Raw genomic sequence first — 21,388 nt, 5'->3', positions numbered from 1 at the left:
ATCAGTCAGGCCGAGACGCGCGCGGGCTGCTCTTCGCCGACCCGGCCGCGGATGAAGAAGATGGCAACTACGCCGAAGGCGACCAGCACGACAGTGAGCAGTGTGGCGATCGTGGTGGCTCCGCTGGCACCCGTCGTCACCGAGGTGTCGAGCCCGCCGGTCGAGAGAATGGTGGTGGGGTCGGTGAGGCCGTGCAACACGATTGCGGCCCAGATCGTGCCCGTCACGCGCATGGTCAAGTACATGCACATTCCGAATCCGAAGGTGTAGACGACGGTGGCAAGGACTGTTGCCAGTTCCATTCCCGCGATGAAGTTCACCGTGTGCATGAGTGCGAACAGTAGGGACGACACAACAGCGACGAAGCGTTCTCGGTGGCCGGCATCACGAAGCATCTTCACTGCAATACCTCGGGTGACCAATTCCTCTGCGAGACCGACACATACACCGAGGGCGATCAACGAGACGATTTCGCCGGCCGACCACGCGCTCCAGTCGGTTCCGGCCAGGTGGGCAGCGATGGCGGCAACGACGATAATCGGCCCGATCCACATCCAGCCGCGTCCGCGGACCGGTTGAGGACCGAAGATACTGCTGAGCCAGCCGACCTTGACCGTGAAGATCAGCAACGCAACTGCACCGATCGCGATGGGCAACATGACGCCGAAGATGATGCTCGAGGCACTCGAGACCACGTTGTCCGTGTCGATCTGGTCGGCGAAAACACGCGAGATCACCTGCCCGGCGGCAAGGTAGAAGACCAAATAGGCAACGATGAGAAGGAGCAACTTCCACAAAGTGGGTCGACTCCAAAAACCCGACTTTTCGGGAACAGTATTGGTCATTGTCAGATCGTAAAGGCAACCACACGAAATCACGCGGTACCGTCTATTCGGACAGCAGCGAACACGAAGGCAGGACGCAGAAGACATGTTGGAAGTCGACTTGAATGCACTGGACACGGCATTGGCGGCAGGTGAGCCGCTGATCGACGTCCGTGAGCCCGACGAGTTCGCTCAGGTCCGAGTTCCCGGTGCGGCGCTCATTCCGCTCAGCGAATTCGTCTCTCGCGTCGGTGAAATTCCGGACGCGGAAACGGTGTACATCATCTGCGCCGTCGGTGGCCGTAGCCTGCAGGCCGCGGAGTATCTGCAGGCCCGTGGCATCAATGCCGTTTCGGTGGCCGGTGGAACAATGGCGTGGTACCAGTCGGGGCGCCAGGTCGAGACCGGAGCCTAAGACACAACTGATGGGGGCAGTTCCCGTTTCGGGAGCCGCCCCCACCGGTCACTTTCGCCAGAACAGGTGATGCGTCACGCCGCTCGGGCTCGGCACGATTTCGAGGTTGAAGCGGTCGCGCAACTCATCAGGTGTCTCCCACAGGCGTAGACCGGATCCGAATTCGATCGGGCAGACAGCGATGTGCATCGTGTCGACCAGATCGGCGTCGAGGAATTCACGGATAGTGCTGACCCCGCCGCCGAGTCGAACGTCCTTGCCCTGCGCTGCCTCACGTGCCTGCTCGAGGGCCGTCGCCGGGTCAGCGTCGACGAAGTGGAATGTCGTGTCCGATAGCGTGAACGACGGCCGCACGTGGTGGGTCAAGACAAAAACCGGGGTGTGGAACGGCGGCTCGTCGCCCCACCACCCCTGCCACTCGAGATTCTCCCAAGGGCCGCGGTATGGTGCGAATTTGTTGCGGCCCATGATTTCGGCACCGATGTTGTTGGAGAAGTCCCGCGTGAAATAGTCGTCGATGCCTCGGCTGCCGCCGGGATCGGTGCGATTGGGCCAGCTCGCTGTAGCTCCCGCCCACGCAAACATTTCACCGTGGTCCAGGCCGAACGGGCTCTCGAAGCTTTGGTCCGGACCGCAGGCTATTCCGTCACTGGAAACGCTGAAATTCTGTACTCGTAATAACTGACTCACCGTGTACTCCCGCTCTCGACAATGGTCTACGTGAGTACAGACCGTACGGCGAGGCAAAACTCATCGGTGCGAATTCATGCAGCCGCGGGGAGAGCTCCACTGCGGATCGATCGGACGGTCCGCACCGCGACGGTTGCCCAGATGGGGATCAGCACGGTCAGCAGGGCAAGTGCGATTCCCAGAATCAGCGTCGAACCGGTAGCGACTCCGAAGGCATTCGCTCCGACTGCACATGCTCCGATGGGGAAGGTAAAGCTCCACCAACCGAGCGAGAAGTCCAAGCCGCGGCGCAGTGCGTGGATGGTCACGGTGGTGACGGTGACAAATGCGATGACGCCGATGATTCCGACGACGGTTCCGTATGCGATTCCGAATTCGTGCAGGGTGTCGGCGTGCTCGGTACTGAGTGCATGCCGTGAGGCGGCGGCCAACAGGTTGGATGCTGCGATCGACTGTCCGATCACGCCCAACGGAATCCACAGCGAGGGAATGGCATTGAACGGGATCACGTCGATGCCGGCCGAGCGGTTGCGTGCGAACTGCCTTGCGACGGCTATCAGAATGCCGATAGCGGCGGTCAGTGCCAGAGCGAACAGGATGTAGCAGAAGATCAGTACCGCGATGCGCGGAGCGCCTTCGGGCATGTGGGTGCTGACCGCTGCGCCGGTGGTGGCCGAGACCATCGGAGGTACGACGGGCATGAGCCAGAAGGGCATTGCCGTCGCCATCCCAGCATCTCGAACGAGACGAATCATCATCACGACGTAGGTGACCAGGCCGAGTGCCGTGCCGAGTATCCACAGAGTCAGCGAGACGGTGATCGCCACGTCGTGGCCGAGGAAGTCCGGCCCGGTGATGCCGGTTGCCGATCCCACGGTCAGCAGGGCCATGGCGACGGCTCCGTAGAACGGGAACATCGCGGGGCTGTGCAGGTAGGCGAGGGCCTGACATCGATGTTGTGACCAATGGGTGGCAAATGCGCCGATCAAGGCGCACAGTACGAGAACTGCCAGAACCCAGAAGATTTCCGAGACCAGCTTCAAGCCTTCGATCTCCGGTTCGAGCGAAGCGGCGGCCACCGAGACGATTCCCGTTCCCATCGCTGCCGCGAACCAGTTCGGGGTGATGTGGGCGAAGGTGGGACTCGTTGTGGTGGTCATGTATTTCACTGTCGTCTCATCCGGTTCGTACCGGTAGACCGGTTGTCCTTGAATGCCCACAAACTCGCCTTGTGGGTCTAATCTTGGTCTATGTCGTTGTCTCCTCGGGTGCCGGAACTCAGTGCCCTCGACGTCCTGCTTTCCGTAGGGCGTCTAGGCAGCATGGGTGCTGCCGGCCGGGAGCACGGACTCAGTCAGCAAGCGGTCAGCGCCCGGGTGCGTTCGGTCGAACGGCAGCTCGGAATCAAGGTTTTCGATCGAGCGGCGACCGGTGTTCGTCCCACCGCCGAGGGCGGTCTGATTCTCGAGTGGGCAAGTCACATCCTCGTCAGTGCCGAGGAAATGGCATCGGGAGTTGCCGCACTTCGCGGTGAACGCGACGCTGCCGTCACAGTTGCCGCCAGCATGACCATCGCCGAGTATCTGGTTCCCGGATGGACGGTCGCGATGCGGCACAAGTTCCCCAACGTCGTGGCGTCGGTGAGCTTGCACAATTCCTCGGATGTCTCTGCTCAAGTGCAGGCAGGCCAGGCCGATATCGGATTCGTCGAAGGTCCGGATGTGCCGTCGGCGCTCGCGTCGTGCGAGGTAGCGCGTGATCACCTCGTCGTGGTTGTGCCGCCGGGACACGGCTGGGCCAATGGTGTGCCTGTTCCGGTTGCGGACCTCGCACGCACGCCGCTGATTCAGCGCGAGTCAGGGTCAGGGACGCGTCTGACGCTCGAGAATGCTGTTCCCGATTGTGTGCCGCCGTTGCTCGAGCTCACCTCGTGCACCGCAGTCAAGGCTGCGGTGGTGGCAGGCAACGCGCCCGCCGTTCTGTCGTCGTTGGCCGTTGCTGCCGACCTGACGGACGGCCGACTGGTCGCGGTCAACGTCGACGGCTTGCGGATGCCGAGGCGACTCCAAGCCGTCTGGGATCCCGATCGCGGATTGCGCGGTGCGGCAAGAGATTTCCTCGACATAGCGCTCGGCTCGAATACTGCTGTTCATTCGCGTTGACGGCTGCGGCTGACGGGAACGGCTGCTATCGGACGGTGTCGATCCCCGCGAGGATGAGATCGATGCCTGCCAGAAACTGTTCTCGGTCGTCGTGGTCGCGCAATTGCGCCGTCACCTGATTGAGGAACGGGTACTTCGCGGAATCGAGTTCTTCCCACCGCTGCGCGACGGTGGCGAGGAAGGCGGACCGATCTGTCTCGCGGGGGAGGAGGCGGGCACCCGCGGCATACTGTCCGGCGAGGCCGAGCACGTAGTTCAGGAGTGCGGACGCACAATCGAACTGTGCCGGTTGGGGAACGCCGAGTGCTTGGAGTTGCCCTCCCAGACTTTCGAAGATCTGCATCACCGCTGATTGCCACGGCTCGCGAGAGAGTTGGGTGCCGACCCACGGGTGCGCGTCGATCGCATCGAACACACCGAGAGTGATGATCCGGATCGCCTCACGTGGGGTTGCGCTTTCGGTTCCTTCGGTGGTCACGCGGGCGATGACGTCGTCGGTCGCCGCGGCGAGCAGTTCGCTCTTGTTGGCGACGTGCCAGTAAATCGCCCCGCTTCCTGTTGCCAGGCGTGCGGAGAGTGCGCGAAATGTCAGCGCAGTTTCGCCCTCGTCGTCGAGGATCTCGATCGCAGCCTCGACGATTCGCTCCTTCGAGAGCGCGTCCGTACGTCGTTCGGTCCGCTGATTCCTGGTCGCCATGCGCACCATCTTGACATATCTGGAACGCCGTTCCAAGATGGTCACTGGAACGACGTTCCAATAGAAGCCTGAAAGGAAACAACCATGAGCAACTCGATAACGATCATCGGGGCGGGCCTCGGCGGTCTGACCCTCGCGCGCGTCCTCCACGTTCACGGAATTCCGTCGAAGATCTACGAGGCGGAACCGTCGGCAGAAGCTCGCACGCAGGGCGGCCAACTCGACATCCATGAACACAACGGTCAGGCGGCGCTCGACGCTGCCGGCCTCATCGACGAGTTCCGCGCGATCATCCACGAGGGCGGTGCCGCGTCGCGCGTACTCGATCAATACGCCGCTGTACTCCTCGACGAACCCGATGACGGCACGGGAGTCCGTCCTGAAGTGCTGCGCGGAGACCTCCGACGGATCCTGCTCGAATCCCTTCCGGACGGCACGATCGAATGGGGGCGCAAGGTCGACAGTGTCCGCTCGCTCGGCTCACGGAACACAGCCGACGAGCGCGCCGACGGCCGACACGAACTGACCTTTGCCGACGGTTCGACGGTGACTACCGACCTCCTCGTCGGCGCCGATGGTGCCTGGTCGAAGATCCGCCCGTTGCTCTCCGATGCGAAGCCCGAATACGTCGGCACGACGTTCGTCGAGACGTATCTGTACGACGTCGACGAGAAGCATTCGGCTGCAGCCGAGGCAGTCGGTGACGGGGCGATGTACGCGCCCGCACCAGGAAAAGCGATCGCCGCGCATCGAGAGGCGGGGGACATCGTGCACACCTACGTCCAGCTGAACCGTACGGCGGAGTGGTTTGCCGGTATCGATTTCACCGACGTCGCTGCTGCGACAGCGCGGGTCGCGGCCGAGTTCGACGGTTGGGCAACGGAACTCACTGCGCTGATCACAGACGGCGAAACCGCTCCGATTCCGCGCGCGATCCATGCACTTCCCGACGAGCACCGATGGGATCGCGTGCCTGGGGTCACGCTCCTCGGTGACGCGGCACATCTGATGGCTCCGTCCGGTGAGGGTGCGAACTTGGCCATGTTCGACGGCGCCGAACTGGGAAGGGCGATCGCCGCGCACCCGGACGACATCGAAGCGGCACTGAGCGGCTACGAGGAAGCGATGTTCGTGCGCAGTGCATCCGAGGCCGCTGACTCGCACGTGATCCTTGATCTCTGCCTCGGTGAAGGCGCACCGTATTCACTGGTCGACTTCTTCACCGGCGCTGCTTCCGTATCCGGATAATGGGCAGTGCTGTGGCACGACGGTTACGCGGTCGATGTCGAAGAGATAGCCGAACATCCCGAATACCGGGGAGCGACCGTCGTCGACCTTGCCCGAGAAATTGCCCGCGGCAGGCGACTGACGCCTGCCGTACTGGGGCTCGCACGGAGCGCGTCCTTCGATCCGCAGGACGTCAAAAAGGTCTGGCACTACATTGCTCGATTCGGCGGCAGGGCGTAGAACTGGGCATTCGCGTATCGCTGCCCGTCGACGACCGCCGGTTCCGGGACCGCACATCGGTCCGAAGGGCGCGGTGAGGAAAGAGTGATTGATACGCAACATCGAGCATGAACTCCCGAAACAACTGCATTCGAAGATAGAAGTCGACCTTGATCCTCGGTCGAAGGGATGTATGAATCGATGGGCGCTCAACTCACCACCACCAGTGTCGACACACTCTGCGCGTACTGCGGGGTCGGCTGTGGTCTTGTCCTCGACATCATCACCGATCCGGAGACGGGACGCCGGAAGGCTGCGAAGTCTTCCGGTCTGAAGACACATCCCACCAACTTCGGGCGTCTGTGCACCAAAGGGACCACGACCGCAGACATGCTCGCAGGTCCGGGGCGAATGGACTCTGCATATCGCCGTCCGCGCCGAGGGGATGCGATCGAAGCCGCGGACATGGACGCCGTCATCACGGACACCGCCCAGCGTCTACGGGCAATCATCGACGAGCACGGCCCCGACGCATTTGCGTTGTACGTGTCCGGGCAGATGTCTCTCGAAGCCCAGTACTTGTCGAACAAGCTGGCCAAGGGATTCATCGGGACCAATCAGATCGAATCGAACTCCCGGTTGTGCATGGCGAGTGCCGGCACCGGCTACAAACAGTCTCTCGGGGCCGACGGACCGCCCGGTTCCTATCAGGACTTCGAACACGCCGACGTGTTCTTCGTGACCGGCGCGAACATGGCTGACTGCCATCCGATCCTCTTTCTGCGGATGCAGGAGCGGATCAAGGCAGGCGCGAAGTTGATCGTCGTCGACCCTCGACGCAGTGCCACCGCCGACAAGGCGAACTTGTTCCTGCAGATCGCTCCCGGCACCGATCTCGCGCTACTCAACGGACTACTCCACCTGCTCGTCGTGAACGGCCACACCGACCCTGACTTCATCGCCGACTTCACCGAAGGCTGGGAGGTGATGCCCAGTTTCCTCGCGGAGTACACCCCGGAGAAGATCAGTGAGATCACCGGTATCCCCGAAGCCGACATCCGCACTGCAGCGCAGTGGATCGGTGAGGCTGCAAACTGGATGAGCTGTTGGACAATGGGTTTGAACCAGAGCACCCACGGCACGTGGAACACCAACGCCATCTGCAACCTTCACCTTGCGACCGGTGCGATCTGCAAGCCCGGCAGCGGTCCGTTCTCGCTGACCGGGCAGCCGAACGCCATGGGTGGGCGTGAAATGGGCTACATGGGTCCAGGTTTGCCCGGCCAGCGCGCCGTGATGGTCGACGCCGATCGCGAATTCGTCGAGGAGAGGTGGGGGATCCCGCAAGGCTCGCTGCGCACCGACATCGGCGGTGGCACCATCGACATGTTCTCCCGCATGGCGGCGGGTGACATCAAGGCATGCTGGATCATCTGCACCAATCCCGTTGCAACGGTAGCCAACCGAAAGACCGTCATCGACGGCTTGGAGAAGGCTGACCTCGTCATCACCCAGGATGCGTTCCTGGGCACCGAGACCAACGAATACGCCGATGTTCTGCTGCCCGCGTCACTGTGGACAGAGTCCGACGGAGTGATGATAAATTCCGAACGCAACCTGACGCTCTTCCAGCAGGCGTTGGATCCGGTCGGGCAGGCGCTGCCTGATTGGCAGATCATCGCCCGGATCGCCTGCGAGATGGGGTATGTCGAGGCGTTCACCTACACCTGTGCCGAAGAGGTGTTCGAAGAGATCAAGCAGTTCTGGAATCCGAAGACCGGCTACGACTTACGCGGCGTCACCTACGAGCGCCTCCGCAAGACATCAATCCAGTGGCCGTGCCCGCCAGACAGTGATCAGGACCGTCATCCCATCCGATACGTCAATGACGGTGTCAGTCAAAGGCTCCTGATCCGCGAGGACGGCAGCACTCCGCGGCTCGCATTTCCCACCGCCACTGGCCGTGCGATGTTCTTCGCACGGCCGCACATGCTTCCCGCCGAAATGCCTGACGACGACTATCCATTCCTGCTCAACACCGGTCGTCTCGCGCACCAGTGGCACACCATGACCAAGACGGGCAAGGTCGCCAAGCTGAACAAACTCAACCCAGGTCCCTTCGTCGAGATCCATCCCGACGACGCCGCCAGGCTCGGCGTCGTCGACCAGGATGCGATCGAGGTTGCCTCACGCCGCGGTCGCGCTGTGCTTCCCGCCGTCATCACCGACCGAGTGCGTCCGGGGAACTGCTTTGCCCCATTTCACTGGAACGACGCCTTCGGCGAATATCTGTCCATCAACGCTGTCACCAACGACGCCATCGATCCAGCCTCGCAGCAACCGGAGTTCAAAGCCTGTGCTGTCACTATGACGAAGGTCGCCGTGAACACACCTGAAACAGTGCTCGCCGAGGCGCCGCTGGTGGCTTCCGCGCCAGCTGATCGGGCTTTGTCGCGAACCGATGTCCTCGCGGATGTCATCGGTCAAACAGGAACACCTGCAGTGGTATTCGATGCGCTCCAGCAGAGCTACCTGGCCGGTCTTCTCGCCGCGTTGCGTGCGGACGCTGATCGCACTGCCGGGGTACCGACGTTGCCGTCGACGGCGCCGTTCGATGCCGAAAAGCGGATGTGGGTCGACGGGGTATTGGCCGGCCTGTACTCGCGAACCTCGCTCCCTGACACCGACGGGCCCGCGTTGTCCTCGGCTCCGAGCATTGCGACAGAACGCGCGCCGATCGTGGTGCTCTGGGCATCGCAGACCGGAAACGCGGAAGAATTTGCCGCCGCCTGCGCTGCTCGCCTTGGGGAAGTTGGCTTGCCCGTGGTGATGCATGCAATGGACGAGTTCCCGGCCGCCGACCTGGCGGCCACCCGAGAGGTCCTGTTGATCACCAGTACCTCCGGTGACGGCGAATCCCCGGACAACGGCAGCGGTTTCTGGGATGCGTTGGCTGCTGACACGGCGCCCCGCATGGCCGAGACACGGTATGCAGTCATCGCTTTCGGTGACTCGAACTATGACGACTTCTGTGGGCATGGACGAAAGCTTGACGCCCGCCTTGGTGAACTGGGGGCCAGTCGTATCGTCGATCGCGCCGACTGCGAGCCCGATTTCGAGGACACCGCTGCTGGTTGGCTGGACTCTGTCACGGCTGAACTTCAGCGCTCGGCGGCTGGTGAGACGGCCGACGTCGTCGTTGCAAAGAAGAATTCTGGGACAACCGTTGCGGCCACGCCGATTTCACCGGCGATGTCGGCGCCGCTGCAGTACAACAAGAAGGCGCCGCTGACCACAGCCTTGACGCGCAATGTCGTGCTCAACCGGCCAGGCTCTTCCAAAGACGTGCGGCAGTTGGGCTTTCACCTTCCAGGCGACACGGTCAGTTACGAAGCTGGCGACGCTCTCGGAGTCTGGCCCCGAAACAGCTCTCCGTTTGTCGACGAGTGGCTCACCCTCACCGGCCTCGACGGTGAGGAGGTCGTCGAACTGGGGCAGTACGGCGATATGACCCTGCGTGCCGCGCTCACCGAACGCCTGGAGATCACTCGAATCTCGAGCGAGATGATTCGGTTCGTGCATCAACGAACTCGCGACGCGGACCTCGCCGAGTTGATGAAGCCGGAGAACATCTCCACGCTCAAAGACTGGTCGTGGGGACGACAGTCCGTCGACGTACTTGCGCAGTCACCCGTTCGTGCCTCGACGGACGAATGGCTCTCCCTCCTCAAACCGCTTCAGCCGCGGCTGTATTCGATATCTTCCAGTCCGAAGGAGAACCCACGCGAAGTGCAGCTGACGGTGTCCGCGGTGCGCTACAACGTCGCGGGTGTCCCACGGCGTGGGGTGTGCTCGACCTACCTCGCAGACCACGCCCACGATGATGACATCGGCATCTTCGTGCAGAAGTCGACCCATTTCCGGCCACCGTCCGATCCCGAAACCCCGATGATCATGGTCGGTCCGGGAACCGGCATCGCGCCGTTCCGTGCTTTCCTGCATGAGCGTCGGGCATTGGGGCACACGGGCCCGAACTGGCTGTTCTTCGGGGAACAGCACGCCGCGACCGACTTCTACTACCGCGAAGAAATCGAAGAATTGCGGAAAGACGGATTCCTCACCGAACTCGACCTCGCATTTTCCCGGGATCAAGCCGACAAGGTCTACGTGCAGGACCGGATGCGTGAGCGCGGTGCGCTGCTGTGGGAGTGGTTGCAGAAGGGCGCCCACTTCTACGTCTGCGGCGATGCCAACCGGATGGCCAAGGACGTCGACAGTGCCCTCAACGGGGTGGTCGCTCAACACGGAAAACTGGCACCTCGTAGTGCGGAGGCGTACGTGAAGGCACTCTCGGCCGAGAAGCGGTACGTCCGAGACGTCTACTGACGTCGATCAGACGGCGCCCTTGAACCCGTGCTGACGCCACGCCTCGTACGTCACGAGGGCGGCAGCGTTGGACAGGTTGAGGGACCGGCGTCCGGGAAGCATCGGGATACGCAGGCGCTCGGTGATGTGTTCGTCCGCCAATACCTCTTCGGACAGTCCGGTGGGCTCGGGCCCGAACAGCAGGACGTCGCCGGGTTGGTAGGCGATATCGGCATAGGACGTGGTCGCGTGCGCGGTGAAGGCGAACACGCGCGCGGGCGTGACGGCTTCCCACGCCGCAGCAAGGTTCTCGTGGACCGTGACAGTCGCCAGATCGTGGTAATCCAAGCCTGCGCGCTTGAGTTTCGGCTCCGACAAGTCGAACCCGAGAGGCCCGACCAGGTGGAGTTCGCAACCGGTGCCCGCGACCATGCGGATCGCGTTTCCGGTGTTGGGTGGGATGCGGGGCTCGTGGAACATCACTCGGAACACTCGAGGAACTGTACCGGGCGTCGTATCGGTGCCCGCGTCCGTGAGAAGACCGGTCGGGAAGTGTGGGCGAATTGGTAACAAACCGGCCAGTCCGTGCGAATCTATTTCCGGCACTCTTCGCAGAACGGACATTTTGATGAACCCTCCCGCCGGTTGGAACCCCGACCCCTTCGACCCCACGATCGACCGTTACTGGGACGGTCAGCAGTGGACTGCACAGACACGGCCCAAGGGCGTCGACGCACCCACTCAAGCCTTCGGCACTCCCACCCAGGTCTTCGGTGCTCCCGGATCGCCGGTGCCGGACGCAAACGCCGAGGAAGGCAAGACGCGGCGTAAGTGGCCGTGGATCGCCGGCGCAGCAGTCGTGGGGCTGGTTGCCATCGCCGCGGCGACGGGCGCAGGCAAGTCGGAAGAATCAACGACGCCTGCTGTGACCTCTTCCACGACAGCGGCGGCGACGACAACCAAAAGCACGGTCCCGTCGACGACGAAGACCACGACTTCGTCCCTCTTGCCGACGACGACAACGATCGTGCCGCCACCAACGACGACAACCGTGGCAATCGTGCCGCTGGTTCCGCAGGTTCCGGTAACCACGACTACGCCGTACGTTCCGCCCGCCCCGGCGTACACCCCGCCGAAGACAACGGAACCCGCGTACGTTCCGCCGCCGGCAAAGGTGCCTGATGCAGGGGTGTATTACGCCAACTGCTCAGCGGTGCGAGCGGCTGGTGCTGCCCCGATCTACCGCGGCGATCCCGGCTATTCGTCCAAGCTTGATCGTGACGGTGACGGCGTGGCCTGCGAGACCTAGGCGATCGAAGCGGTGTCGGTGCCGCGGGGCAGTATGGACGGCATGCTCCCCGAAGAATCCGACGACGTCGTCGGCGAAGACTATTCAGACGCGCGGCTGGCCGGGCAGAAGTGGCGTCAGCGCACTTTCACCAATTGCAATTTTCGAGACGCCGACCTCACCGGACTCACGACGGAGTCGGTGGTGTTCACGGATTGTGACTTCACCGGCACCGATCTGGGGGAGTCCGTGCACACGGGAACGGCGTTTCGCTCCTGCAATTTTGCTCGGACCAGCCTGTGGCACAGCACGTTCCGAAACTGCAGTCTGCTCGGGTCGACGTTCGACGGTTGCCGTATCCGGCCGTTGACGCTCGACGAAGTCGACTTCTCGTTGACCTCACTCGGTGGGGCGGACCTGAGGAAGATCGACTTCACCTCATGCCGATTCCGTGAAGCGAACCTGGTTCGGGCCGACATGCGGGGCGCGGTCCTGGCGTCGGCGGATCTGTCCGGTGCTCGTACGGGTGGACTCAAACTCGAAGGTGCAGATCTGCGCGGCGCGCGGATCGATCCGAGCCTGTGGACGTCCGCATCCGTCGGAAACGCGCAGATCGAGTTGATGCAGGCGGTGGCTTATGCGTCGGCGCACGGTCTTGTCGTAGACATGAAGTAGAGGCGCCTAGCTCTCCACGCGCTCCTCGAGGCGCACTGTCACCATCTCGCCGGTCTCCTTGCCGATGGCTTTGCGAAGATCGGCTTTGACCGGCAGCTTGTGGTTGCCGTCTCCCAGCGCCATGAACGAACTCTGGAACGGATGTCCGTCGATCGTCCCGCGTACCTTGACCAGGCCGCGGGTGCCGAAGAACTCGGCGGACTCCGGCCAGATCACGTAGGTCCACCCACCCTTGGCGTCACTCTTCTGCAAGGTGGCCGTGAATTCCTTGTCCAGCAACATGATGACTGTCCCTTCGGGTCGTACCTTGTGATCAGCGGATGAATTCCCGTGCGAGCAGATCCATCAGCAGTCCGTCCTTCCACACACCATGGCGATCTCGCGAGTACTCGCGCATCACCCCGACGTCTTTGAACCCCACCGATCGGTAGCAAGCGATGGCGACGGAGTTGTCGACTTCCGGGTCGATGACCAGACGGTGGAATGCGAGGTCGTCGATCAGGTGGGCACACAGCACCCGAATCGATTCGCGACCGAACCCTTGGCTGTGAAAGTCGGGATCGAGGAACAAGTCGAGCCCGGCGTGGCGGAAGTCGGGATTGTCCTCCGCCTCATACCACTGGATGAAGCCGATCAGGTGGTCGCCGTAGAAGATGCTGTAGCGCGTGGTGCCGGCCTCCGGCGCTGCAGGCCAGTCGTCGTCGGGATTTTGCCACCATTGCACGACGTCCGGGTGCAGGTGAATTGCCCGCAGACGGGCGTGATGATCGGGCGCGACGGGGGAGAGGAGCACCCTCGGGCCGCGTAGTTCCGGAGCCGTTGTCACTCATCGACCCTAACCTGGAACAATGGTCGCCGTGACTGCAACGATCCTCGACGGCAAAGCTACCCGCGACGAAATCTTCGAAGACCTGAAGGTGCGGGTGAGCGCTCTGAAGGCAGAGGGCATCACACCCGGCTTGGGCACCATCCTGGTGGGCGACGACCCGGGATCCGCGGCTTACGTGCGCGGCAAGCACAACGACTGCGCCAAGGTCGGTATCAATTCTTTGCGACGCGACCTGCCTGCCGACATCACGCAGGAACAGCTCAACGCGACGATCGACGAGCTCAATGCCAATCCCGAGTGCACCGGCTACATCGTGCAGTTGCCGCTCCCCAAGCACCTCGACGAGAACGCGGCCCTCGAGCGTATCGACCCCGACAAGGATGCCGACGGCTTGCATCCGGTCAACCTCGGTCGACTGGTGTTGGGCAAGGAAGCCCCGCTGCCGTGCACCCCACGTGGAATCCTCCACCTTCTGCGTCGCTACGAGGTCCCGATTGCCGGTGCACACGTGGTGGTTGTCGGACGCGGCGTCACGGTCGGTCGTCCGATCGGATTGCTGCTGACGCGTCGTAGCGAGAACGCGACGGTCACGCTCTGCCACACCGGTACCCGCGATCTCGCGGCCGAGGTTCGCCGCGCCGACATCATCGTCGCTGCCGCCGGCGTTCCCGGCCTCATCACCGCAGACATGGTCAAGCCCGGAGCAGCGGTCCTCGACGTCGGCGTCAGTCGCACCGACGACGGCCTGCGCGGCGACGTGGCAGCCGACGTGAACGAGGTCGCCGGCTTCGTCTCACCCAATCCCGGTGGTGTCGGACCGCTGACCCGCGCGTTCCTGATCACCAACGTGGTCGAGCGCGCCGAGCGGGTTCTGGCCGGAGTCTGAGTCCGATGTCCTCACTGGTCGGCCTCGCGAAGAAGAATCTGCCCATGCTCGCGGTCCTCGCCGTGATCGCGGCGGCCGTGGTTCTCGTGCTGGCCGACCGGTGGCGTCGCGGCGCCCTCGTCTTCGGTGTTGCCGTCATCATCGGAGCTGCCGCTCGGTGGTTCGTTCCCGAGAATCGTGTGGGGTTGCTCGCCGTGCGCGGAAGGGTCTTCGACACTGCGGCGATGGGTGTGATGGGTGTGTTGATCGCGACGCTCGCCCTGACCATCGATCCGCTCGGCACCGACTGAGAAGATCAGTCCCCGTAGAACGAGCGAATGTCGATGTCACTCAAGGGGATCCACTCCGGTGAATCTGTGGATGTCGACTTCTTTCCAGCCTTGACCGGTGCACTTCGCAGCGTCACCGCAAGTGCAGGTTCCTCGTCGATTCGCCCGGCCAGGGCGTAGATCGCGGCGAGATGGTGAACGCACGGCGAGCGTCGACCTGAGCAGTCGCAGCTGGCAGTGCACTCCGAAAGATCAACGGCTACTGCAATATTTCGAGCCTGAAGTTCGGTGACGATGCTGTCCGGCAGTTCGCCGGTGGAGACGGATCTGTTGGCCTTTCCAGCCGAACGGAGAAGGCTCTTCACTGCGGCGATTTCGGATTTGGTCCAGAGCGGGACACAAATTGTCACCGACGAGGTTTTTGCTTTGGTGCTCACCTCCGCGACGACGGTCCCCGATGAGACCACGGTGAACTCCACGGAACCGTTGCGTGCGAGGGTACGAGCCGTCGGCAGGGACGGGTTCGGACCGGATGCCGCGGTCCGCTCCACTGTGCGCAGCCATGCTCGACCCCAAGCGGTGACACCGAATTCGTTGGCCATCAGATGATCACCGCGCCGTCGAGTTCGAGGAGTTCACGCAGTTCGGTGTCGGGTAGATCGGCCAGGGCGGCCTCGACGTTCCCGGAAACAGCATCGGCCACAGCTCGTTTGGACTCGTGCATCGCTGCGATGTGATCCTCGACGGTACCGCCCGTCACCAAAGTGTGGACGTTGACGGTGCGCTTCTGGCCGATGCGGTGTGCCCGGTCGGTTGCTTGGTCCTCGACGGCTGGGTTCCACCACCGGTCGTAGTGCACGACGTGACTTGCGCGCGTGAGGTTGAGGCCGAAGCCGGCGGCGCGCAAGCTCAGAATCAGAACCGGTGGTGAATCCGTGTCGTTCTGGAACGCGTCGACCATCGCGTCGCGCTTGTCGGTGTTCAGGCCGCCGTGAAGGAAGGGGATTGCGCCGATTCCCAACTCGGAGCCCAGGTGCCGTGAGAGCATCTCGCCCATCGTCCGGTATTGCGTGAATATCAGCGCGCGATCGCCGTCGTCGACGATCTCGGCAATCATTTCCGTTGCGCGGTCGAGCTTTCCGGATCTTCCGTAGAGGTCGTCCGTATCGCCGGTGACCTGCGCCGGATGATTGCATACCTGCTTGAGGGTGGTCAGCAGCGCAAGGATGTTGCCGCGCCGGGCAATTCCCGTACCCAAACCGGTGTCGAAAGCATCTGCAACTGCCGACCGATAGATGCGCGCCTGTTCCGACGTCAGAGTGCACGAGACGGTGGAAAATTGCTTGGGCGGAAGATCCTTGGCCACTGTGTCTTTGGTTCTGCGCAGAATGAACGGATCGATGACCGCGGCAAGCCTGGTCGCCGCGGTGGCCGATCGACCGGATTCGATCGGTACGGCAAAGCGTTGGCGAAACCGTGCGCGAGTTCCGAGGACTTCAGGATTTGCGACGCGAAAGAGCGACCACAATTCTTCGAGGCGGTTCTCCACCGGCGTGCCGGTCATCGCTACCTTGACGTCGGCCGACAACTGCATTGCGGCCTTCGCTGCCAGGGATGAGGGGTTCTTGATCTGCTGTGCCTCGTCGAAGACCACTGAACTCCAATGGATCGGGGCCAATTGGTCTGCGTCGGAACGCAAGACGCTGTAGCTGGTCAGCACCGTGGTGCCGGCAGGAACACGAGTGGGAAGTGCGCGAGCGGTCCCGTGATGAACGTGCAGTGGCAGATGCGGAGCGAATCGCTCGATCTCGCGGCGCCAGTTTCCTATCACCGAGGTGGGACACACAACCAGATGTGGACCGTCGTCGGCGCGGATCGCGATCATCGAAATCGCTTGCAGTGTCTTGCCCAAACCCATCTCGTCGGCGAGGATTCCACCGCCCGAACCCGACAGTGCAGTCAGCCAGGCAACTCCGTGCACTTGATACGGGCGCAATGTCGCCTGAATCTTTGCTCGGCGAAGACTCTCCACGGCTGCGCGCGCATCCGTGAACAACCGCACCGTGGACCGGGCGCTTCTGATTCTCGTGTCGTCGCGCTCGATCGCGGCATGCGCTGCAGTCGGAATGTCATGTGCGCCGGTGTCGATGACGCGCTTCCATGCGAGCAACGACGGTCCGAGGTCGTCGCGACGTGCATCGAGGGTGTGCAAGGCGTCGATCGCGGTGGCGAGGTCGAGCAGTTGCGCTGCGACGTCGGTCGCTGTGATCGACTCGTCGACCGGGATCGCCAGCCGGCAGGTGCCAGGCGACCCGGTCGGCATCCCCAGCACCGACAGTCGCGCTGCCGGGTCTGTATCACCCCAGAACGCAAAGGACATGTGCTCGGGAATGTACGTAGCCTGCAGGCGCGTCGAGCATGGCTGATTCACGTTCGCCGATGCTAGCCGCGCCGGCTCAGGGACGCCAATGAAAATGTCGAGAAAACCTGCAGATCAGCTGTGGTTTTCCCGACATTGACGGATCCTGAAATTGTGCCTCTGTGCCGGATCAGCGGGCCGTGCGTGCGAACTCCATCGTTCGGCGAAGCAGTCCGGCGACAGCGTCCGCCTCCGTCAGGAAGCCGTCATGGCCGTCTCTGGACTTGAGAATCTCGAGGCCCGTGCACGTCGAAATGCCGTCCGCGATCTCCTCCTGCAAACGAAGGGGGTACAGCCGATCCGAGTCCACGCCGCCCACGACGACCGGCGCCGTGATCGATGCCAACGCCGCTGCAACGCCGCCGCGTCCACGACCGATGTCGTGCCGGTTCATGGCCTCGGTCAGGAGGACGTACGTGCTCGGGTCGAAGCGGTCGACCAGCTTGTCTGCCTGATGTTCCAGGTAACTCTGGACGGCGTATCGTCCACCGTTCCAAGGATTTTCGTCGTTCTGGGCGGAGTTCTCGAAGCGCGCATCGAGTTCGGACTCGGTGCGGTACGTCAGGTGTGCGATGCGACGGGCGATGCCGAGTCCGGCGCGAGGTACCCGCCCCGTTCCGTGGTAGTCACCGCCCTGCCAATCCGGATCGGAGACGATGGCAGCGATCTGCGTCGTCTGGGTGCCGATCTGATCTGCAGTGGCTCGTGAACCGGTTGCGAGAACCAACGCGGAGCGAATGCTGTCCGGGTAGGTAACCGCCCATTCGAGGGTGCGCATGCCGCCCATGGATCCGCCGACTACCGAGGCCAACTGGTCTATCCCGAGGAGATCGACGAGCTTCTTCTCCGCCGCGATCTGATCCCGGATGGAGATCTCGGGGAACCTGCTGCCCCACGGCTTGCCGTCGTCGGCCAGTGAACTGGGACCGGTCGTGCCGCGACAACCGCCGAGGACATTGGTTGCGATGACGCACCATTCGCCGGTGTCGATCGGTTCGCCGGCGCCGACCATCCCGTTCCACCAACCGGGAGAGGGCTGATTTGCGGAGATCGGTCCGGTGACGTGTGAGTCTCCGGTCAGTGCGTGCTCGACGAGTACGACGTTGTCGCGGTTCGGGGACAGCTCACCCCACCGCTGAACGGCGAGCGAAACCGAGGGGAGTACCGCGCCGCTCTCGAGTTCCAGGGCGCCGATGTCGACGAACCCCACCTGGCCGTCGGGCGGGGGAAGGAGGTCGATCCTGGGCTCCAATTCGTTCACGGTCACGAGTTTGCCACCGCAGCCAGGCCGACGGTGATATCGGCGAGGATGTCGTCGATTCCTTCGATACCGACCGCGAGGCGAACGAGTCCGGGTGTGACACCGGAGGCGAGCTGCTCTTCGGGGGTGAGCTGCGAGTGTGTCGTCGAGGCGGGGTGGATGACGAGTGAGCGAACGTCGCCGATGTTGGCGACGTGGCTGTGCAGCGTCAGGGCGTTGACGAACGTCTTGCCCGCATCGATACCGCCGGGCAGCTCGAAGGTGACGATGGCGCCGGTTCCCTTGGGCGTCAGCTGCTTTCCGCGTTCGAACCATGGCGAGGAGGGGAGTCCCGCGTAGGAAACGGAGGCCACCTCGCCGTGGCCGTCGAGGAATTCGGCGACCTTCTGTGCATTGGACACGTGACGCTCGATGCGCAGGCTCAAGGTTTCGATGCCCTGCGCGATGAGGAACGCGTTGAACGGCGCCACGGCGGAGCCGAGATCGCGCAGCAGTTGGACGCGCGCCTTGAGTGCAAACGCCGGCGCGCCGAGGTCTGCGAAGGTGACGCCGTGGTAGCTGGGATCAGGCGTCGTGAAGTTCGTGTGGCGACCCTGCGTCCAGTCGAAGGTGCCGCCGTCGACGATCACGCCGGCGATCGCGGTGCCGTGTCCGCCAAGGTATTTGGTGGCCGAGTGAACGACGATGTCGGCGCCGTGTTCGAGTGGGCGGAGCAGGTACGGCGTCGCGACTGTGTTGTCCACGATCAACGGAAGACCGTTCTCGTGGGCCAGCGACGAGATGCCGGGGAGGTCGAGGATGTGGTTCTTGGGATTAGCGATCGTCTCGCCGTAGAACGCCTTCGTGTTCGGGCGAATGGCTTCGCGCCACTGATCGAGATCGTCGGGATCTTCGACGAAGGTGACTTCGATGCCCAGCTTGCGAAGGGTGTAATGCAAGAGGTTGTACGTGCCGCCGTACAGGTACGGGCTCGAGACGATGTGGTCGCCGGCTTCGGCGATGTTGAGGATCGCGATGGTTTCGGCAGCCTGACCTGAGGAGAGGAGGAGTGCGGCGACTCCGCCTTCGAGGGCGGCGATGCGCTGCTCGACGGCGTCCTGTGTGGGATTCATGATCCGCGTGTAGATGTTGCCAGGCTCGGCGAGGCCGAACAGTGCCGCAGCGTGATCGGTGCTGTCGAAAACGTAGCTGGTGGTCTGGTAGATCGGCAGAGCGCGCGCATTGGTGGCGGTGTCCGCTGTCTGCCCGGCGTGCACCTGCTTGGTCTCGAACGACCAGTTCGCGGTCGGATCAGAAGTTGCTGCGCCGTCGGCTGTGTTGTCGGTCATGATTTGTTCACTCCAGTGGTCTGACGGATAGATGTCGGACGGGGGCGAAGGATCGCCGCCCCGTGCTGGGGTCTATCTACAAGTGCGACACATACTGAGTTACCTCCGTGGGGCTCGGCCCGGTCTGGGGTCCGTCCCTGTCGGACCCGCGCTTGTCACCCGAATTGCGGTGGAACTGCGTGAGCAGATCCACGTCGGGAAACCTGGTCATCACCCGGGGCACCCCACCGCGGTTGGAGGGTTGCCGTCCAGCGAGCCGGGGCTTGACGCTGGCACTCATGACCAAGTCGGATTCTACCGGGAAGTGAGCGCAGTCCTGACGCGGGGCGAATTGTGAGCCGCAACCGCACGCGAGACAGAGCGACGCAGCCCACTAGCAGGCAAAAGTTACTCGCGAGTAGAGACCGATGGGTGGACCTGCCGGTTGCGGCCTCACGGGTTAGCAGTACGCTTGTCTTGTTTGGGACTCATCTCCCGAGATCAGTCCACACCGTCTAGGTTTGATAATCGAACCGTTCGCGGACCCACTCACAAAGTGTGACCGCAACCGTGTAACCAGGGAAACTTCCTAGGAGGACGCGAAGCACCCATGTCCAAAATCAAGGTTGAGGGCACCGTCGTCGAACTCGACGGCGATGAGATGACGCGCATTATCTGGCAGTTCATCAAAGACAAGTTGATCCATCCGTATCTCGATGTGAACCTCGAGTACTACGACCTCGGTATCGAGTACCGCGACGAGACCGACGACCAGGTCACCATCGACGCAGCGCACGCGATCCAGAAGCACGGCGTCGGCGTCAAATGCGCCACGATCACGCCGGACGAGGCACGTGTCGAGGAATTCGGTCTCAAGAAGATGTGGCGTTCCCCGAACGGAACGATCCGCAACATTCTCGGCGGCACGATCTTCCGCGCACCGATCATCATCTCCAACGTTCCGCGACTCGTTCCGGGCTGGACCAAGCCGATCATCATCGGCCGTCACGCATTCGGCGACCAGTACCGCGCCACAGACTTCAAGGTCCCCGGCCCCGGCAAGGTGATGATCACCTACACGCCTGAGGACGGCAGCGCACCGATCGAGCACGAACTGGTCAACTTCCCCGAAGAGGGCGGCGTCGTCCAGGGGCAGTACAACTTCACCACGTCCATCCGTGACTTCGCTCGCGCGTCGCTCACCTACGGACTGCAGCAGAACTACCCGGTGTACCTGTCCACCAAGAACACCATCCTCAAGGCGTACGACGGTGCCTTCAAGGACATCTTCCAGCACGTCTACGAGACCGAGTTCAAGGCTGAGTTCGATGCCGCAGGTCTGACCTACGAGCACCGCCTCATCGACGACATGGTCGCTTCCGCACTCAAGTGGGAGGGTGGATACGTCTGGGCATGCAAGAACTACGACGGCGACGTCCAGTCCGACACCGTGGCCCAGGGCTTCGGCTCGCTCGGCCTCATGACGTCGGTTCTGCTGACACCGGACGGAAGGACCTGTGAGGCAGAGGCTGCTCACGGCACCGTGACGCGTCACTACCGTCAGCACCAGCAGGGCAAGCCCACCTCGACCAACCCGATCGCGTCCATCTTCGCGTGGACCCGCGGACTCGAGCATCGTGGCAAGCTCGACAGCACCCCTGAGGTCATCGGCTTCGCGCAGGCGCTCGAAGACGTTGTCATCAAGACCGTCGAAAGCGGCCAGATGACCAAGGACCTCTCGATGCTGGTCGGCGGCGATCAGGGCTACCTGACCACCGAGGAGTTCCTCGGCGCACTCGACGTGAACCTGCAGAAGGCCATGGCCGCGAAGTAGATTCACTGTTTCACCTTCTGA

21 protein-coding genes and 1 riboswitch are annotated in these 21,388 nt (G+C 62.8%); of the genes, 10 read left to right on the top strand and 11 right to left on the bottom strand.

All coding sequences use genetic code 11. The features are described 5' to 3' along the window. Window positions 1-5: 5 nt before the first annotated feature. A complete protein-coding gene (locus QM596_RS15030; RefSeq protein ID WP_019747640.1) occupies window positions 6-845 on the bottom strand; it encodes a CPBP family intramembrane glutamic endopeptidase in 840 nt (279 codons plus the stop codon). A gap of 85 nt (window positions 846-930) precedes the next feature. Here QM596_RS15030 and QM596_RS15025 point away from each other — a divergent pair, with 85 nt between their 5' ends. Further along, complete coding sequence (locus QM596_RS15025) at window positions 931-1,239, top strand: rhodanese-like domain-containing protein (protein ID WP_019747641.1); 309 nt, start codon at window positions 931-933, stop codon at window positions 1,237-1,239. Between the two features lie 48 nt (window positions 1,240-1,287). On the opposite strand, the gene QM596_RS15020 is transcribed toward QM596_RS15025, so the two are convergent. Continuing rightward, complete coding sequence (locus QM596_RS15020) at window positions 1,288-1,929, bottom strand: dihydrofolate reductase family protein (RefSeq protein WP_029537878.1); 642 nt, start codon at window positions 1,927-1,929, stop codon at window positions 1,288-1,290. Window positions 1,930-2,003: 74 nt separating this feature from the next. Further along, a complete protein-coding gene (locus QM596_RS15015) occupies window positions 2,004-3,089 on the bottom strand; it encodes a TDT family transporter (protein ID WP_153213034.1) in 1,086 nt (361 codons plus the stop codon). Window positions 3,090-3,179: 90 nt separating this feature from the next. Between QM596_RS15015 and QM596_RS15010 the strand changes: the two genes are divergently transcribed. Continuing rightward, the gene (locus QM596_RS15010; RefSeq protein WP_283309259.1) at window positions 3,180-4,091 is read left to right on the top strand and encodes a LysR family transcriptional regulator; all 912 of its coding nucleotides are present in this window, start codon (window positions 3,180-3,182) and stop codon (window positions 4,089-4,091) included. A gap of 25 nt (window positions 4,092-4,116) precedes the next feature. Here QM596_RS15010 and QM596_RS15005 read toward each other — a convergent pair whose 3' ends face one another. Then, on the bottom strand, window positions 4,117-4,797 hold the full coding sequence (locus QM596_RS15005) for a TetR/AcrR family transcriptional regulator (protein ID WP_031330947.1): 681 nt from the start codon (window positions 4,795-4,797) through the stop codon (window positions 4,117-4,119). Window positions 4,798-4,872: 75 nt separating this feature from the next. Here QM596_RS15005 and QM596_RS15000 point away from each other — a divergent pair, with 75 nt between their 5' ends. The 3 genes from QM596_RS15000 (at window position 4,873) to QM596_RS14990 (ending at window position 10,620) form a co-directional block, all read left to right on the top strand. After that, on the top strand, window positions 4,873-6,036 hold the full coding sequence (locus QM596_RS15000) for an FAD-dependent oxidoreductase (protein ID WP_283309258.1): 1,164 nt from the start codon (window positions 4,873-4,875) through the stop codon (window positions 6,034-6,036). Window positions 6,037-6,042: 6 nt separating this feature from the next. Beyond that, complete coding sequence (locus QM596_RS14995) at window positions 6,043-6,255, top strand: hypothetical protein (RefSeq protein WP_080909699.1); 213 nt, start codon at window positions 6,043-6,045, stop codon at window positions 6,253-6,255. Between the two features lie 180 nt (window positions 6,256-6,435). Next, a complete protein-coding gene (locus tag QM596_RS14990) occupies window positions 6,436-10,620 on the top strand; it encodes a bifunctional nitrate reductase/sulfite reductase flavoprotein subunit alpha (RefSeq protein ID WP_283309257.1) in 4,185 nt (1,394 codons plus the stop codon). A gap of 6 nt (window positions 10,621-10,626) precedes the next feature. Here QM596_RS14990 and QM596_RS14985 read toward each other — a convergent pair whose 3' ends face one another. Continuing rightward, entirely contained in the window at window positions 10,627-11,091 is a 465-nt protein-coding gene (locus QM596_RS14985; RefSeq protein WP_019747649.1) for a tRNA (cytidine(34)-2'-O)-methyltransferase, read from the bottom strand. Between the two features lie 136 nt (window positions 11,092-11,227). Here QM596_RS14985 and QM596_RS14980 point away from each other — a divergent pair, with 136 nt between their 5' ends. Further along, window positions 11,228-11,908, top strand: coding sequence for an excalibur calcium-binding domain-containing protein (locus QM596_RS14980; RefSeq protein ID WP_020969120.1), 681 nt, complete (start codon window positions 11,228-11,230; stop codon window positions 11,906-11,908). A 33-nt stretch (window positions 11,909-11,941) separates the two neighbouring features. Further along, a complete protein-coding gene (locus QM596_RS14975) occupies window positions 11,942-12,562 on the top strand; it encodes a pentapeptide repeat-containing protein (RefSeq protein ID WP_003940770.1) in 621 nt (206 codons plus the stop codon). A gap of 6 nt (window positions 12,563-12,568) precedes the next feature. On the opposite strand, the gene QM596_RS14970 is transcribed toward QM596_RS14975, so the two are convergent. After that, complete coding sequence (locus QM596_RS14970; protein WP_020969121.1) at window positions 12,569-12,844, bottom strand: DUF1905 domain-containing protein; 276 nt, start codon at window positions 12,842-12,844, stop codon at window positions 12,569-12,571. Between the two features lie 31 nt (window positions 12,845-12,875). Then, complete coding sequence (locus QM596_RS14965) at window positions 12,876-13,355, bottom strand: GNAT family N-acetyltransferase (RefSeq protein ID WP_019747653.1); 480 nt, start codon at window positions 13,353-13,355, stop codon at window positions 12,876-12,878. A gap of 64 nt (window positions 13,356-13,419) precedes the next feature. On the opposite strand from QM596_RS14965, the gene QM596_RS14960 reads away from it, so the two are divergent. Both QM596_RS14960 and QM596_RS14955 read left to right on the top strand, forming a co-directional pair. Beyond that, window positions 13,420-14,277 (top strand): bifunctional methylenetetrahydrofolate dehydrogenase/methenyltetrahydrofolate cyclohydrolase, encoded by an 858-nt coding sequence (locus QM596_RS14960; RefSeq protein ID WP_007727401.1) that lies wholly within the window; start codon window positions 13,420-13,422, stop codon window positions 14,275-14,277. Window positions 14,278-14,282: 5 nt separating this feature from the next. Further along, complete coding sequence (locus QM596_RS14955) at window positions 14,283-14,567, top strand: DUF3017 domain-containing protein (protein WP_003940740.1); 285 nt, start codon at window positions 14,283-14,285, stop codon at window positions 14,565-14,567. A gap of 5 nt (window positions 14,568-14,572) precedes the next feature. Here QM596_RS14955 and QM596_RS14950 read toward each other — a convergent pair whose 3' ends face one another. The 4 genes from QM596_RS14950 to QM596_RS14935 form a co-directional block, all read right to left on the bottom strand. Next, window positions 14,573-15,148 (bottom strand): swim zn-finger, encoded by a 576-nt coding sequence (locus QM596_RS14950; protein WP_019747655.1) that lies wholly within the window; start codon window positions 15,146-15,148, stop codon window positions 14,573-14,575. Then, on the bottom strand, window positions 15,148-16,926 hold the full coding sequence (locus QM596_RS14945; protein ID WP_446837470.1) for a DEAD/DEAH box helicase: 1,779 nt from the start codon (window positions 16,924-16,926) through the stop codon (window positions 15,148-15,150). The genes QM596_RS14950 and QM596_RS14945 overlap by 1 nt, the downstream gene beginning before the upstream one ends. Window positions 16,927-17,095: 169 nt before the next feature. Next, window positions 17,096-18,232, bottom strand: coding sequence for a homoserine O-acetyltransferase MetX (gene metX / locus QM596_RS14940; RefSeq protein ID WP_020969125.1), 1,137 nt, complete (start codon window positions 18,230-18,232; stop codon window positions 17,096-17,098). Next, window positions 18,229-19,554, bottom strand: coding sequence for a bifunctional o-acetylhomoserine/o-acetylserine sulfhydrylase (locus tag QM596_RS14935; RefSeq protein ID WP_283309255.1), 1,326 nt, complete (start codon window positions 19,552-19,554; stop codon window positions 18,229-18,231). Before QM596_RS14935 ends, metX begins: the two co-directional genes overlap by 4 nt. A gap of 143 nt (window positions 19,555-19,697) precedes the next feature. Beyond that, a riboswitch (SAM riboswitch) is annotated at window positions 19,698-19,838 on the bottom strand. A 305-nt stretch (window positions 19,839-20,143) separates the two neighbouring features. Between QM596_RS14935 and QM596_RS14930 the strand changes: the two genes are divergently transcribed. Further along, window positions 20,144-21,367, top strand: a complete 1,224-nt coding sequence (locus QM596_RS14930) for an NADP-dependent isocitrate dehydrogenase (protein WP_019747659.1) — start codon at window positions 20,144-20,146, stop codon at window positions 21,365-21,367. The last annotated feature ends 21 nt before the right edge of the window (window positions 21,368-21,388 follow it).

The sequence above is a fragment of the Rhodococcus sp. IEGM 1406 genome (assembly GCF_030056745.1).
Classification (GTDB): Bacteria; Actinomycetota; Actinomycetes; order Mycobacteriales; family Mycobacteriaceae; genus Rhodococcus_F; species Rhodococcus_F erythropolis.
Note: the sequence above shows the minus strand (reverse complement) of the source record. Positions and strands in the feature narration are given on the sequence as shown.